This is a genomic window from Pelagicoccus mobilis, assembly GCF_016595505.1.
In the GTDB taxonomy this organism is placed as follows: Bacteria; Verrucomicrobiota; Verrucomicrobiia; order Opitutales; family Opitutaceae; genus Pelagicoccus; species Pelagicoccus mobilis.
Map to the genome: position 1 here is coordinate 37,716 of NZ_JAENIL010000028.1, position 12,684 is coordinate 50,399.

General features: G+C 53.5%; 14 protein-coding genes. 4 read left to right on the top strand and 10 right to left on the bottom strand.

The genetic code is table 11. The features are described 5' to 3' along the window. The first annotated feature begins 18 nt into the window (after positions 1 to 18). Positions 19 to 744: a YqjF family protein gene (locus tag JIN87_RS15470; protein WP_200356492.1), complete on the top strand. Its 726-nt coding sequence runs from the start codon at positions 19 to 21 to the stop codon at positions 742 to 744. A gap of 53 nt (positions 745 to 797) precedes the next feature. Here JIN87_RS15470 and ppnP read toward each other — a convergent pair whose 3' ends face one another. The 5 genes from ppnP to JIN87_RS15495 form a co-directional block, all read right to left on the bottom strand. Next, entirely contained in the window at positions 798 to 1,109 is a 312-nt protein-coding gene (gene ppnP, locus JIN87_RS15475) for a pyrimidine/purine nucleoside phosphorylase (protein WP_234033441.1), read from the bottom strand. A 306-nt stretch (positions 1,110 to 1,415) separates the two neighbouring features. Continuing rightward, positions 1,416 to 2,672 carry an L-lactate MFS transporter gene (locus JIN87_RS15480; RefSeq protein WP_200356494.1) on the bottom strand — a complete coding sequence of 419 codons (1,257 nt, stop codon included), beginning with the start codon at positions 2,670 to 2,672 and terminating at the stop codon, positions 1,416 to 1,418. 48 nt (positions 2,673 to 2,720) lie between these two features. Beyond that, positions 2,721 to 3,497, bottom strand: a complete 777-nt coding sequence (gene pflA, locus JIN87_RS15485; RefSeq protein WP_200356495.1) for a pyruvate formate-lyase-activating protein — start codon at positions 3,495 to 3,497, stop codon at positions 2,721 to 2,723. Positions 3,498 to 3,529: 32 nt separating this feature from the next. Next, a complete protein-coding gene (gene pflB / locus JIN87_RS15490) occupies positions 3,530 to 5,812 on the bottom strand; it encodes a formate C-acetyltransferase (RefSeq protein ID WP_345780797.1) in 2,283 nt (760 codons plus the stop codon). A 211-nt stretch (positions 5,813 to 6,023) separates the two neighbouring features. Beyond that, positions 6,024 to 6,326: a DUF3817 domain-containing protein gene (locus JIN87_RS15495; RefSeq protein WP_200356497.1), complete on the bottom strand. Its 303-nt coding sequence runs from the start codon at positions 6,324 to 6,326 to the stop codon at positions 6,024 to 6,026. Between the two features lie 148 nt (positions 6,327 to 6,474). On the opposite strand from JIN87_RS15495, the gene JIN87_RS15500 reads away from it, so the two are divergent. Further along, positions 6,475 to 7,389 carry a tetratricopeptide repeat protein gene (locus tag JIN87_RS15500; RefSeq protein WP_200356498.1) on the top strand — a complete coding sequence of 305 codons (915 nt, stop codon included), beginning with the start codon at positions 6,475 to 6,477 and terminating at the stop codon, positions 7,387 to 7,389. Here JIN87_RS15500 and JIN87_RS15505 read toward each other — a convergent pair. Genes JIN87_RS15505 through JIN87_RS15520 form a run of 4 tightly spaced genes read right to left on the bottom strand, consistent with a single transcriptional unit; the run spans position 7,386 to position 10,243 of the window. Beyond that, positions 7,386 to 7,745 (bottom strand): rhodanese-like domain-containing protein, encoded by a 360-nt coding sequence (locus JIN87_RS15505; RefSeq protein ID WP_200356499.1) that lies wholly within the window; start codon positions 7,743 to 7,745, stop codon positions 7,386 to 7,388. The two genes, JIN87_RS15500 and JIN87_RS15505, sit on opposite strands and share 4 nt — an antisense overlap. 9 nt (positions 7,746 to 7,754) lie before the next feature. Beyond that, on the bottom strand, positions 7,755 to 8,132 hold the full coding sequence (locus JIN87_RS15510; protein WP_200356500.1) for a cupin domain-containing protein: 378 nt from the start codon (positions 8,130 to 8,132) through the stop codon (positions 7,755 to 7,757). A 60-nt stretch (positions 8,133 to 8,192) separates the two neighbouring features. Beyond that, on the bottom strand, positions 8,193 to 9,605 hold the full coding sequence (locus JIN87_RS15515) for a methyl-accepting chemotaxis protein (protein WP_200356501.1): 1,413 nt from the start codon (positions 9,603 to 9,605) through the stop codon (positions 8,193 to 8,195). Positions 9,606 to 9,610: 5 nt separating this feature from the next. Further along, on the bottom strand, positions 9,611 to 10,243 hold the full coding sequence (locus tag JIN87_RS15520; protein WP_200356502.1) for a hypothetical protein: 633 nt from the start codon (positions 10,241 to 10,243) through the stop codon (positions 9,611 to 9,613). 257 nt (positions 10,244 to 10,500) lie between these two features. On the opposite strand from JIN87_RS15520, the gene JIN87_RS15525 reads away from it, so the two are divergent. Beyond that, complete coding sequence (locus JIN87_RS15525; RefSeq protein WP_200356503.1) at positions 10,501 to 11,490, top strand: phosphotransferase enzyme family protein; 990 nt, start codon at positions 10,501 to 10,503, stop codon at positions 11,488 to 11,490. On the opposite strand, the gene JIN87_RS15530 is transcribed toward JIN87_RS15525, so the two are convergent. Then, a complete protein-coding gene (locus JIN87_RS15530; protein ID WP_200356504.1) occupies positions 11,487 to 12,110 on the bottom strand; it encodes a hypothetical protein in 624 nt (207 codons plus the stop codon). The two genes, JIN87_RS15525 and JIN87_RS15530, sit on opposite strands and share 4 nt — an antisense overlap. Positions 12,111 to 12,189: 79 nt before the next feature. Here JIN87_RS15530 and JIN87_RS15535 point away from each other — a divergent pair, with 79 nt between their 5' ends. Further along, positions 12,190 to 12,627 (top strand): MarR family winged helix-turn-helix transcriptional regulator, encoded by a 438-nt coding sequence (locus JIN87_RS15535; protein WP_200356505.1) that lies wholly within the window; start codon positions 12,190 to 12,192, stop codon positions 12,625 to 12,627. Positions 12,628 to 12,684: the final 57 nt, after the last annotated feature.

Below are 12,684 nucleotides of genomic sequence, written 5' to 3' on the forward strand. Positions count from 1 at the left end.
CGCTCGTCCCCACTATTGATGAATCCGCATCCCGCCTTCTCCCAGACCGAACATCGCCCTTGGCAAATCCCAAACGGGCCTTGGGTCATGCAGCAAGAGTGGCTAGATCTTTTGTTCATTCACTGGGAAATCGCGCCTGCCGATCTGCGGCCTTACATTCCCGAAGGACTTGAAATCGATACCTACGATGGCAAAGCATGGTTAGGAGTCGTCCCCTTCTCTATGCGCGAGGTGGCTCCCCGCGGATGCCCGAAACCTTCAGCCCTGTGCGATTTTCCCGAGATCAACATCCGCACCTACGTCATTAAAGACGGTAAACCGGGCGTCTGGTTCTTCAGCCTCGACGTGCCGCACCGCCTACCGGTCTGGATCGCCCGCAGCTTTTTCCATCTGCCCTACTTCCGAGCAGAAATGCAGGTCGAACAGCACGGAGATCGAACATACTATCGATCCACCTACGGAGAACGCACCTTCTCAGCGACCTACCGCGGCCTCGCACCTGTCACTCCCGAGCGAGGCAGCTTCGAGGACTGGGCCACTGAACGCTACTGCCTCTACTCGCAAAACAAGTCCGGGCAACTCTTTCGCGGCGAAGTCCAACACCCACGCTGGAGCGTCCAGACAGCGGAATACGAAATCCAAGAGAACACCATGCTAGATGCATTCCCAATCGGGCAAATGCACCCAAGCGTCCTCTTCAGCAAACACATCCCCGTCACCGTCTGGTGGCCGGAACGCTGCTAAGGTAGAGTCCGACCACCGCGGCGGACCGGATAGGACCAAGCCGAGCGAGTAACCTACGCCAAGTAACTGCAAACGTACTGGCAGTTGTCAGCGACTTCGATGGTGAAGCCAGAATTCGCAGGCACTTCGAAATAGCTGCCCGCCTCGTAGCTCTTCTTTTCCGTCTCGCCATCAAGAACGACCGAGCACGCGCCACCCGCCACATCCATACGCTCTGCAGCTTCAGTACCGAAATGGTAGCTGCCAGGAAGAATCACACCTAGCGTCTTCTTCTCACCTTCCGCAGTGATGATGGTGTGAGAAACTACTTTTCCGTCGAAGTAGAGATTAGCTTCAGCAAGGGCGGTAACGTTTTCAAATTTCATCCGGCGTGAATCTTCGAGAACGCCACTCAAGGCAAGAAAAAGGTAGGGCTCGACCGCCGGCTGTGCGCCGCCGTAGCCTCTGGCGAAGGAGTGGCGAGCCACGCAGAACTGATTCGACCACTGCCGTCTGCCCGGCGGTCAGACCCTACCCACCCCCAAAAGACTAGCCCATCTCCCACCCTTAATCTGCGCAGCTTTGAACGTAACGTTACGTAGCAAACTGCGCAAAATAGTATCGCCCATGCCCCCAAAAAAAACGGACCGGAAAATCCGGCCCGTCGTACAGGAAACAAAACTAAAAATATTTTATGCCGCAGCCTGAGCGAGCTTGAGGGCTCGTATCTTGCGGATGTTGAACTGGATCAAGATCGACGCCACCAGAGCGACCACGAAGAGACCGGCGAAGATCTGAAGCGTCTGCTCGTAGCTTCCAGTTGTTTCACGAACACGGGCAGCGATAAGAGGTCCAACCAATCCTGCAGCCGCCCATGCGGTCAGGATGTTGCCATGAATCGCGGACAAGCGCTTCGTTCCAAACACATCGCCGATGTAGGCAGGGATCGATGCGAACCCACCTCCGTAACAAGTGAGGATCAGAAACACCACCGCCTGGAAAAGGAAGGAACTGGTTGTCTTCGGGAGAATGAAGAAGGCCGCGATCTGGATCACGAAAAACGCTGTGTAAGTCATCGGGCGACCGATCACATCTGAGAATGAAGCCCAAGAGATACGGCCAATGCCGTTAAACAATCCCATCAAGCCAACCATAGTCGCCGCAGCAGCAGGCGTGAGCCCCGCGATCTCCTGAGACATCGGAGACGCCACCGAGATAACCGCGATACCGCAGGTGATGTTGATGAAGAGCATGATCCACATGTAATAGAAACGGATCGTGCCAAGAGCTTCGATGGAGTTCACCTGAGCAAGGTCCTCTCTCTTCTTAACCTTGCCAGCCTTCTGAGCCGCCGAGAAGCCTTCTGGCTCCCAACCTTCAGGCGGCGCTTCCAGATACTGGGCCGAAGCCATCATGATCACAAAGTAAGCAACAGCAAGTATCCAGAAAGTAGGAGCGATACCCACGTTGGTCATCAAAAACTGAATCAAGCTACTCGCCAGCAACGCTCCAAAGCCGAAGCCCATGATCGCAAGACCAGTCGCCAATCCGCGACGGTCCGGGAACCACTTCACGAGGGTTGATACCGGACAGATATAGCCTACGCCCAAACCAATGCCGCTAATCACTCCGTATCCAAGATAGAATACATAGATCTGATTCAACGACACGCCCAATCCCGCGATTGCAAGACCAGTACAGTAAAGAGTAGCCGAAAGCATGCCGCTCTTTCGCGGCCCCATTCGCTCAACTGTCGGGCCAAGGAAGGCAGCAGACAATCCCAAGAACAGGATCGCAATACTGAAAGCCCAAGCTGTCTGGGTCGGTTCCCAGCCAAGCTCCGCAAATAACGGTTTCTTGAATACGCTGTACGCGTAAACCGCACCAATCGATACGTGAACGCCAACCGCTGATGCAGCGATCAGCCAACGATTCTTAATTTTCTTCATCTTTCCTAAATCACAGTAGTGGATCGCCTCGATCGAGGCGACCGCCTCCTAAATCGCAGTCACACCATAACGCGCGAAAATCGAACGAGCCTTGATAATATCCTGATTCGAAGGCTCCTTGGTTTCCGCTAGCTTGTATGGCAAACCAAGCTGCTTGTACTTGCTCTCCCCCATCTTGTGAAAGGGGAGAATTTCCACCTTGGCGACATTGCCAAGGGTTGAAACAAAACGGGCTAAGCCGTCGATATTGCTCTCTACATCAGTGAGGCCGGGAACCAGAACGAAACGTATCCAAACATCGATACCAAGACGTTCAAGGCGTTCCGCGAACTCGAGCGTCGGGCTAATCCGAACACCTGTCGTTTCCTTGTAGATGTCGGGATCCCAGCTTTTGATATCGAGCAGGACGAGGTCCACATTCTGCAAGAGAGCGTCCGTTGCGTGGTGGCCGGCGAATCCAGAAGTATCGAGCGCAGTGTGCAAGCCAGCTTCCTTGGCACCACGGAAAACCGCATGCACGAACTCTGGCTGCATGAGGGGCTCCCCACCACTGATGGTGAGCCCGCCGCTGCGAATGAAGTTCTTGTACTTGACGACATCCTTCAGCGCCTCACCTGCCGTCGTTACCTTTCCGCTCGGTTTGCCCTGAGCGTCCGGGTTGTGGCAGTACTGGCACCGAAGAGGACACCCGTGGAGAAAGAGCACGTAGCGCAGCCCAGGGCCGTCTACCGTACCGCATGTCTCCACAGAGTGGATATGGCCCTCTTCCGAGAGCATCTCCTCCAGAGGTATTTCGACCTCTGGTTCAGCGTATGTCGTTGTCATGGGACAGTCCTCCGCACGACCTGCCGCGCAGGTCATAGTAGTTCGTGGAACGTCCGATTAATCACGTCGAGCTGTTGCTCGCGAGTGAGTTTAATGAAGTTCACCGCGTATCCGGAAACACGGATAGTGAGCTGCGGGTACTTCTCTGGATGCTCCATCGCGTCGAGCAGAGTCTCCTTCTCGAACACGTTCACGTTGATGTGGTGACCGCTTTCGGCGAAGTAACCGTCGAGCAGGCTGCTCAGGTTTCTAACCTGGTCCGCAGGGGTCTTACCGAGCGCCTTCGGAACGATAGAGAATGTGTAAGAGATGCCGTCTTGCGAGTGCTCGTATGGGAGCTTCGCTACGGAAGCCATAGAAGCAACCGCTCCCTTGGTATCACGACCGTGCATTGGGTTCGCACCTGGAGCGAAAGGCTCGCCTTCCTTACGTCCGCAAGGAGTGCTACCAGTCTTCTTGCCGTAAACGACGTTAGACGTGATAGTGAGAACGGACTGTGTTGGAACTGCGTTGCGGTACATTGGCTGTACGCGAACCTTGTCCATGAAGTCTTCAACAAGCTGGTTGGCGATCGCGTCTACCGCGTCGTCGTTGTTACCATACTTTGGATACTCGCCTTCTACTTCGTAGTCGACTGCGATTCCCGCTTCGTTGCGGATAACCTTAACCTTAGCATTCTTAACCGCGGAGAAGGAGTCAGCAGCGACGGAGAGACCAGCGATGCCACAAGCCATGGTGCGGAGCACAACCCGATCGTGCAGAGCCATCATGATGTTCTCTGGCGAGTACTTGTCGTGCATGTAGTGGATGATGTTGAGCGCCTTGACGTAAGTCTTAGCGAGCCAATCAGTCATCTTGTCGAAACGCTCGACGAGGTCGTCGTACTCAAGGTAGTCGCCCTTGAACGGCTCGATGGCTGGGCCAACTTGCTTGCCGCTCTTTTCGTCAACACCGCCGTTGATCGAGTAAAGGATCGCCTTGGCCAGGTTTGCACGAGCTCCGAAGAACTGCATTTGCTTGCCGATCCGCATTGCGGAAACACAGCAGGCGATGCCGTAGTCGTCTCCCCAATACGGACGCATAAGGTCGTCACTTTCGTACTGGATAGAGCTAGTCTCGATTGAAACCTTCGAGCAGTAGTCCTTGAAGCCTTGTGGGAGCTGCTCGGACCAGAGAACCGTGAGATTCGGCTCTGGAGCTGGGCCAAGGTTGTAAAGAGTCTGCAGAACACGGAAGCTGCTCTTGGTAACGAGCGTGCGTCCGTCTTCACCCATGCCGCCGATGCTTTCAGTTACCCAAGTTGGGTCGCCGGAGAAAAGCGCATCGTAGTCCTTGGTACGGATGAAGCGTACGATACGCATCTTCATCACTAGGTGGTCGATGATCTCTTGAACTTCTTCTTCAGTGATCTTGCCGTTCGCTAGATCGCGCTCGAAGTAGATGTCGAAGAAAGAAGCCGTGCGGCCGAAAGACATTGCCGCCCCGTTCTGGTCCTTGATCGCGCCGAGATAGGCGAAGTAAGTCCACTGAACCGCTTCGCGACCATTGACCGCTGGCTTGGAGATATCGAAGCCGTACGCTTCGGCCATGGTCTTGAGATCCTTGAGCGCCTGGACCTGATCGGAGATCTCTTCGCGCTCACGTACCCAATCCTCATTGAAGTCCTCGTTGTCGCTGGCCTTGAAGGTCGCGATCTTGTCCTCGATGAGACGGTCTACACCATAGAGAGCGACGCGGCGGTAGTCACCGATAATACGGCCACGGCCATAACCATCTGGAAGACCGGTCACGATACCCGCGCTACGAGCCTTGCGAATGTCCTCGGTGTAGCACGCGAAAACGCCGTCATTGTGCGTCTTGCGGTGGTTTTGGAAAATATCGAGAGTGGTCGGATCCATATCGCGGCCGTGCGCCTGCAGCGCCTTTTGAGCGATACGGTAGCCGCCGTATGGGAGCATACCGCGCTTGAGCGGCTTGTCCGTCTGAACACCAACGATCTGCTCTAGATCCTTATTGATGTAGCCCGCTCCATGAGAAGCGACCTTGCTTACGACCTTGTCGTCCGCGTCGAGAACGCCACCTGCGTCCAGCTCTTGCTTGAGCAAAACCTTGAGTTCGTCCCAAAGCTTCTCGGTGCGGGCCGTCGGGCCAGTTAGGAAAGAATAATCCTCGGTGTAAGGCGTGTAGTTAGCTTGAATGAAGCCGCGTACATCAATTTCCGTTTCCCAATTTCCGCCTTCGAACCCACTCCATGCATGGGAGCCGGTTGTGTCCGAAGCGTCGGATTTCGATTCACGTTTTTCTATTGTTGGCACTGCTTTTTTGTCTCCTGAATACGAAGCGGTCACCCCTATTAAGCACCGCTTGATGAACATTAGATATGTTTATACGGAGACCGATATTCAAATCTGAGCACTAATCCATGAAAAACTTACCTTTAGGTAATTAATTAAGAAAACTTATAGGCGTGAGCGCTTTCTCAAATAGCCATAAGTGTCAGCAATGCGGACTTATCCCGCATAAACACTAGGCTCGTTGCGGTTCGTCCCTTAGGGAGCGTTCCACCCAAAACGGAGCAAACGGCACCCAAGCCGCCAAAAAGAAGATCACCACACGTTTCATCTGCCACTCCAACTTGCCGGCCGCCAGAATCAGCATTCCTACGTACGCGATGAACAAAAGACCGTGAATCCAGCCTACATAGGTCACCGCTTCGGGCATTCCAGCCAAATATTTCAGAGGCATCGCGATCAGAAAAAGGATCACTGTCGAAACGCCTTCAGCAAAGGCGGTTTTCCGAAAAAGGCTTAGGCACGCTGCGTTGTTCATGGGCATCACCAAAGAAAAGGCCCAACGCAAAGCAAGCCCATCCGGATGCGAAGAAACACTTTTCGCTTGCTCTCCTACGGTTGTAGTACTTTACTCTCCCTATTCCTACACTCGTAAGATTTATTAACCCCCACCAACCCACCCCAGCATGAAACTAACTCTTGCCATCATCTTGGCGGTCTTCGGCGTCTACTTGCTCGCTAAGCTCCTCACCAGCCCAACCCCATCGAGCAAGGCGTCCGCACCCATCTCGGCCCCTTCGCCTCAAACGGAAGAGTTGGCCGCCCCTTCCGAACCGAAAACCGAGAGCGTTCAAGCACCCGAAACTGAGCCGCCCTCGGCAATGAAAGAAACGGAAAGCAAAGAACAACGCCTCGCCCGGCGAAGCAGGGAGCTCGAGCAGCTCAAGCAAACGCTCTCGAAACAAGACTACATCCTCGAGACCGCGATTCTGAATGCGGAAAGAGCACTCCACAGAAAATCGAAAACTCCCACCCCTGAAAGCTTCACCCAAGAAGAGCAGTTCCTGCTCAAGCAGCTGACCAGCGCGATCCAAAGCGGCGACAGCGAAGCGAAGAGCGACTTCCTCGCGGCGCTCAGCGAACACTCCTCACCAGGCATGTATTTTGTAGGAGGAAACTTCTTCGCGGAGTCAGGCGACATCGACACCGCGATCGACTTCTACCTGACAGCCCTCGACACCGAAACCGAGCTTCCCCCAAAGCTGAAATCGAGAACCACCAAAAACCTCGGCATCATGCTCGTAAAACAAGGCGAGCACCAACGCTCAGTCCCTTACCTCAAAGAAGCGCTCTACCTTGCCAAAGAACCAGACCCGACCCTGCTTGGCCTCATCGGCCTTTCCGAGCTCAACACAGGAAACCTCGCCTCCTCGGAGTACCACTACAAGCAAGCCATCGGCATCGCCCCAGACGTTAGAGACTGGCACGTAGGGCTAACCAAAGTTCTCCTCGACCAAGAGAAGTACCAAGAAGCCATCGACCACATGAACGCCATGAAGGCGAATCCAGCCCTTGGATACGGGAACCATCCGCAACACTAGCCAACAACTTTCCCAGCCCGCACAAAAGAGCCAAGGTTGTAGGCATTCGAATAGCCGGCAGCCTTAAGTTGGCTTACCGCATTGGCCGAACGCACGCCGCTCGCACAGTGGCATAGCAACACTGTATCCTTATCTGGATACTTTTCTTCCACTCCTTGGATAACGGCCCCGAGTGGAACATTGACCGCCCCCGGCACCATTCCCCCGGAGCATTCCCGCGGCTCGCGCACATCAAGAACAACAGCGCCACCCGCTAACGCCTTCTTCGCTTCATCAACCGAAAGCTGGCTGTTCATCCGGATCAGCACAAATGCCAAAACGAAAAGCCCCAGACCGATCCACAGCGCCACGCTCATCAGTTCCTCCTAACATCCTTCCACGATCTCAATCGTATCTTCCTTGTTCGGAACCATGCAGAGAAACTCAAATCCCAACTCAGTATCGGCCTTGTAGTAATGCGGAACGCCCTCGGGAATAAAAACGACATCGCCTTCCTTCACCTGGAAAACCTCGTCCCCGATTCCGACTTCCGCCGCCCCCTTCAAGATGTACTGCTCGTGCTCGACCGTGTTCGTGTGACGCGGCATGCCGCCGCCCGGCTTCATCACGAACTTGCGAAGGGCGAAGTTCGGAGCATCCCCCGGACCGATTAAAACCGAACGGCTTGTCCCCTCACCCGCGCCAACCGGCTCGAGCTCGAAAGAATCTGAATCCTTAACAATAACCTCATTACGTGACTCCATGAGGCTATCGTAATAATCGATCACGCTCCGCAATCAACGCGTAATCTCAAGTGCGACAAACTAGTTCCAAGAGACGAGTTCTTCCTTTTCTGCACGCTCAACGCGAAGCTCAAAACCGATCGACTCCTTGGCAGGTTCCGTGGGCGGAACCTGCGGTTTCGAGCCCCCCTCCCTATTGTCCTTACCGAGAATTTCCTCGACTGTCGAAAGTGTTTCAAGCAAGCGATCCGATAAGCCATTCAAATCCGCGGAGTCCGTCTCAGTCTGCTCAGCATTGGCAGCCGCAAACTGAGTCACCTTATCAATTTCCACGACCGCCTGCGAGATTTGCTGGATTCCGCTACTTTGTTGGCTGGAAGATTCAGCGATCTCTGAAACCAGCTGATCAACCCCTCGAGTAATCTCGAATATCTCCTTTAGCTGACTCGTTACCGTTTGGCTAATTTCACTCCCCCTACGGCTGCAATCAATCGCATCTTCTACTTGCTGGGCAGTTTCTTGAGCAGCCGTCGCACTTCGTTGAGCCAAACTGCGGACCTCATCAGCGACAACCGCAAACCCGGCTCCCGCTTCACCGGCCCGAGCCGCTTCTACCGCTGCATTCAGAGCCAAGATGTTGGTCTGGAAAGCGATCTCATCGATCGTCTTCAAAATGTTCGCAATACTATCACTCGATCGACGGATCTCCTCCATGGCGCCGCTCATGATTTCGACATCATTCGCTCCTTGTTCAGCTATTTCACGAGCCCTGCGAGCATTTCCCTCCGCCTCCTTCGCGTTCTCAGCATTCGCTCTGGTCGCCGCTGCAAGTTCCTCAAGAGATGAGCTTGTTTCTTCGACCGAAGCTGCCTGACGACTAGCCCCTTGAGCCAACTCCCGAGCCGATAGACTAAGTTGCCTAGTTTGGCCACCAACTCGATTCGCAATTTCGTTCAAATGCTCGGAAATCACTCCTTGGGCCCGAACAAACACACGATATCGCCCCGCTACAAAAAGCGACGGTATTCCAAGAACAACTACAAACGTCGCATGTACAACAACCACCCCAAAGCCAGCATCGTAGTTGAATACGCTTGCAGGCAGGTAAAAGAAAAACGCGATATGGTGAACTGCTGTCGTCGCCGCACCCGCCAAGATCGCAGCTCTCGAGCCTAGTCCGATCAAAGCGGCAAGAGCGACAAAGATATGAAAGTGCATTTCGATCATCCCTCGACTCAAATGAATGAGCAAAGCAGACATCGACGTCGCAGCGATACCGATCGCAATCGGCACAAAGAGAGTCCTTCGAGCAGCAAAAAAGGTTGCGATCGGTCCAGCGGCAATCAACGCCCCCATACCCAACGCCAAAACGATCCCTGTTTCATAGTACAGTGCAACCGTCGCAAGAACAGGCAGATGAGCCACAAGAACAAACAAGGCTTTCCTGTGAATTCGCTCGTCAAATTGAGATTCAAACCGTGTGTCAGATTTCATAAGTTTCAATATTTAAGGCCAAACGGATCAAGCAGAGCTCGCAATCGCTCCGATGTAGCACATCCAAATACAGGCCGATTCAGAACGAACCCTCCGTCCTTGATTCGTGAATACGTCTTTAAGTCTAGAAAACCGTTCGTGGCTCGATGAGCCGAATCGAAATAGGCGCCACTGTAACGAGGACTTCGACCTCCCTCAATCACCTGAAAAAATGGAACCCCCTCAGATCCAAGACTCTCGCAAAGATCTTCCGCCTCCAAAACCGTTACGCTAAAACCCGACATCCTCAGACGATCGACCAAAGCGTCAGATCCATCCAGCAACACGACTTCCTCCACCAAGGTCTGTTGGGCGTTCCGCTGCACGAGGTATTCAATCACGCTCTTCGAGCAGGGACAGTCTTCAGCGAGCACGTGAACCAGTCTCCAACCTTCCCAGTTCTCCGAAGATTCAATCACAGATTCTTCGGCAACCGGCAAAACAGCCATGTGACTCGCAGAGAAAAGCCCAAGCGGAACTGAAATCGAAACCACCCAAAGGCAGACCAGCGAAACGAGGATCGATCTTCGGACTCGCTTCGATTTCGTGCTCTCAGCGCCTCTTCCCGCAAGAGGCATCTTCGTGTGAATATTACTCATTTACCCACAACATCGGTAATGAACCCTCCGCCTAAATTGCTTATGCAGCGACAGAAAGCGCTTACAATGAATTACTTCAGCGAGTCATCCAAAATCTAGATACTGACAGACAATCACTTACACGAAAATAATTTCGCTAGTCTTGAGGCATTGCATCCAGCGACGAACTACGCTTTTACCTTAGATTAACTCTAGTTACATACCCGACAGGGCGGAGTTTCCCAAATCTCCTAAAGATTCCCTCAAATCCCAACAGCATGGACAGCAACCAGCTCAGCGACTACTCCGAGCCCTTTCTCATTGAAGCCTGTAAACTCTGGAATCTCCAGTCGCCAAAGCTCATCAGTGAAGCGGAAAACCTGATCTTCGCAGCTGAAGGCCCCGACGAGAAAGTAGCCCTTCGCCTTACCCATCCCTCGCATAGAACCCGAGAGCTCCTTCAAGCAGAACTCGATTGGGTAGATCGCCTCAATCAGGCAACGATTTCAGTCGTGACCCCAACCGAATCGATTAACCAACAGCTCGTCGAGACGATCATCATCGGGGAAACGACTTGGCTCGCGAGCGCCACACGCTGGATAGATGGTCACTCAGTCAAACCGAGAAGCGGAAAAGTATCAGAAGAATCGATACGCAATTGGGGATCTTTAACCGGGCAAATCGTTTCCCAGTCTCTGGAGATGAACCGAAGTAACTTAATGCTCCCGCGCCATCACTGGGATGAACTCATCCCCGGCCAGCCAAGCATAGCAGAACAGCTCGGCTCCAAACACGCTCAACTCGCCCAAGAAGTCGAGACAGCCAAGTCTCAAATCGCGAAATTGGCTAAAACCGAATCGAACTACCTACTCGCCCATACAGATCTGCATTCTGGAAACGTCTTCCAGACGAAGACAGGAAAACTCGTCGCACTCGATTTCGACGACGCTTGCTACCACTATCTGCTACAGGAGTTCGCCATGCCCATCTATTATAGCCTACTCTACGCAGACGAAGATACAGCCAGCACGGCAAAGCACTTCTTTACTCATTTTCTTCGAGGGTATCGAAAATTCCACGACATCGATTGCGATTCCCTTTATGAGCTTCCCCTGTTTTTCCACCTGCGCGATCTAGACCTAGAGGCGATTTGCTATCGCTGGCGAATCGACCCCGACAGCAAGTGGACAAAAAGAGTTCACCACATATACAAAAACGGAAACCCGATCTCCGGGCTCCCGTGGAAAAAGTGGGCAAAGGAAATTTAGCGCACGCTGACAGAAATCTGAGCTCCCTTTCCACCAAAGAGTTTTCTAACCCCAGTCCAGAGTCCGTATCCCATTAGGATAAAAACACTCGACAACGCCCACAAATAGCCGAGTCCAAACAACGCGAACTTCACCACCGCGAATGAAGAATACGGATACACCAGCCAATACGCAAAGTCCTGCGGATTCGCCAGCATCACAAACGAAGTCAAATTCTCAATCGCATCGAACACCGGAGCCAAAGGCATTACCCACAGCATCGCCTTCGCAAAGTTCCCAAATTTCGATTCGCGTATAGCCGCGGGCAATGTCCTCAAAGCCGTTCCAGCCAAGATTAGCAGAAACACGAAACTCGCTGCCATAAACACGAAGTCGACAAGCTGCGTCTGAACGTAGATACCAAGCGTCCCTTCGTTAATCATGTGAGCGTAATATCCCTTTAGCTCAGCCGCATCAAAAGTCGTCTGCCCGACGTAGAACGGGACCGGGAATTTCGACCGGTCATAAAAGCTGTCGAGCCAAACTTGGCTTACTCGACTGACAGCCCAGGCCGCAATGGCTACGCCCCACCAAGCGATGGGATTCAAACGAGTCAGGAAGAGTTCTGTGATCTTTTTCATAGGTGCGTTGGATTGAGCGTTAATTTATATTCCTTGGAATGTATTTGTATTCCAGGGAATATTCCGTCAAGCCAAAATCATGAATCCGCGTCAGCCCCTCGTTCACGCCAACGTCGTCCAGCTCTCCATCGCCTACCAGCACCTCAGCGCCAAACTGAACCAGGACCTGCGCCCGCTCGGCCTCAACATGACGCAACTTTCCATCCTCACCCGATTCTCCCGATTCGAAGGCCTCCGCGAAACCATCTCCAGCCTGGCCGCCGCCATGCAGATGAATCAGCCCGCCACCACCAAAGCCGTGCAGGCTCTCGTCTCAAACGGCTGGCTCGCCCGCACCCCCGACGAAAAGGACGCCCGCATCACCCATATAACCATCACTCCTGCAGGGCTCCAGCAACTTGGCGCTGCCCACCAAGCCTGCGGGCCCACCGTTGACGCCGCCTACGCCAACCATAGCGTAGAGGAGCTGCAAACCTTCCTCCAACTTCAAACCAAACTCGCCGACGCCGTCACTTGACCCCGCCTAAACAGGCAGCCGACATCGTCCTCGATAGCCATTCGCCAACCGCCGCGC

Bases quoted from the DNA above. Each gene is read 5' to 3' on its own strand.
- JIN87_RS15470 (WP_200356492.1), top strand. From the start codon at position 19: ATGAATCCGCATCCCGCCTTCTCCCAGACCGAACATCGCCCTTGGCAA.
- ppnP (WP_234033441.1), bottom strand. From the start codon at position 1,109: ATGAAATTTGAAAACGTTACCGCCCTTGCTGAAGCTAATCTCTACTTC.
- JIN87_RS15480 (WP_200356494.1), bottom strand. From the start codon at position 2,672: ATGAAGAAAATTAAGAATCGTTGGCTGATCGCTGCATCAGCGGTTGGC.
- pflA (WP_200356495.1), bottom strand. From the start codon at position 3,497: ATGACAACGACATACGCTGAACCAGAGGTCGAAATACCTCTGGAGGAG.
- JIN87_RS15495 (WP_200356497.1), bottom strand. From the start codon at position 6,326: ATGAACAACGCAGCGTGCCTAAGCCTTTTTCGGAAAACCGCCTTTGCT.
- JIN87_RS15500 (WP_200356498.1), top strand. From the start codon at position 6,475: ATGAAACTAACTCTTGCCATCATCTTGGCGGTCTTCGGCGTCTACTTG.
- JIN87_RS15505 (WP_200356499.1), bottom strand. From the start codon at position 7,745: ATGAGCGTGGCGCTGTGGATCGGTCTGGGGCTTTTCGTTTTGGCATTT.
- JIN87_RS15510 (WP_200356500.1), bottom strand. From the start codon at position 8,132: ATGGAGTCACGTAATGAGGTTATTGTTAAGGATTCAGATTCTTTCGAG.
- JIN87_RS15515 (WP_200356501.1), bottom strand. From the start codon at position 9,605: ATGAAATCTGACACACGGTTTGAATCTCAATTTGACGAGCGAATTCAC.
- JIN87_RS15520 (WP_200356502.1), bottom strand. From the start codon at position 10,243: ATGAGTAATATTCACACGAAGATGCCTCTTGCGGGAAGAGGCGCTGAG.
- JIN87_RS15525 (WP_200356503.1), top strand. From the start codon at position 10,501: ATGGACAGCAACCAGCTCAGCGACTACTCCGAGCCCTTTCTCATTGAA.
- JIN87_RS15530 (WP_200356504.1), bottom strand. From the start codon at position 12,110: ATGAAAAAGATCACAGAACTCTTCCTGACTCGTTTGAATCCCATCGCT.
- JIN87_RS15535 (WP_200356505.1), top strand. From the start codon at position 12,190: ATGAATCCGCGTCAGCCCCTCGTTCACGCCAACGTCGTCCAGCTCTCC.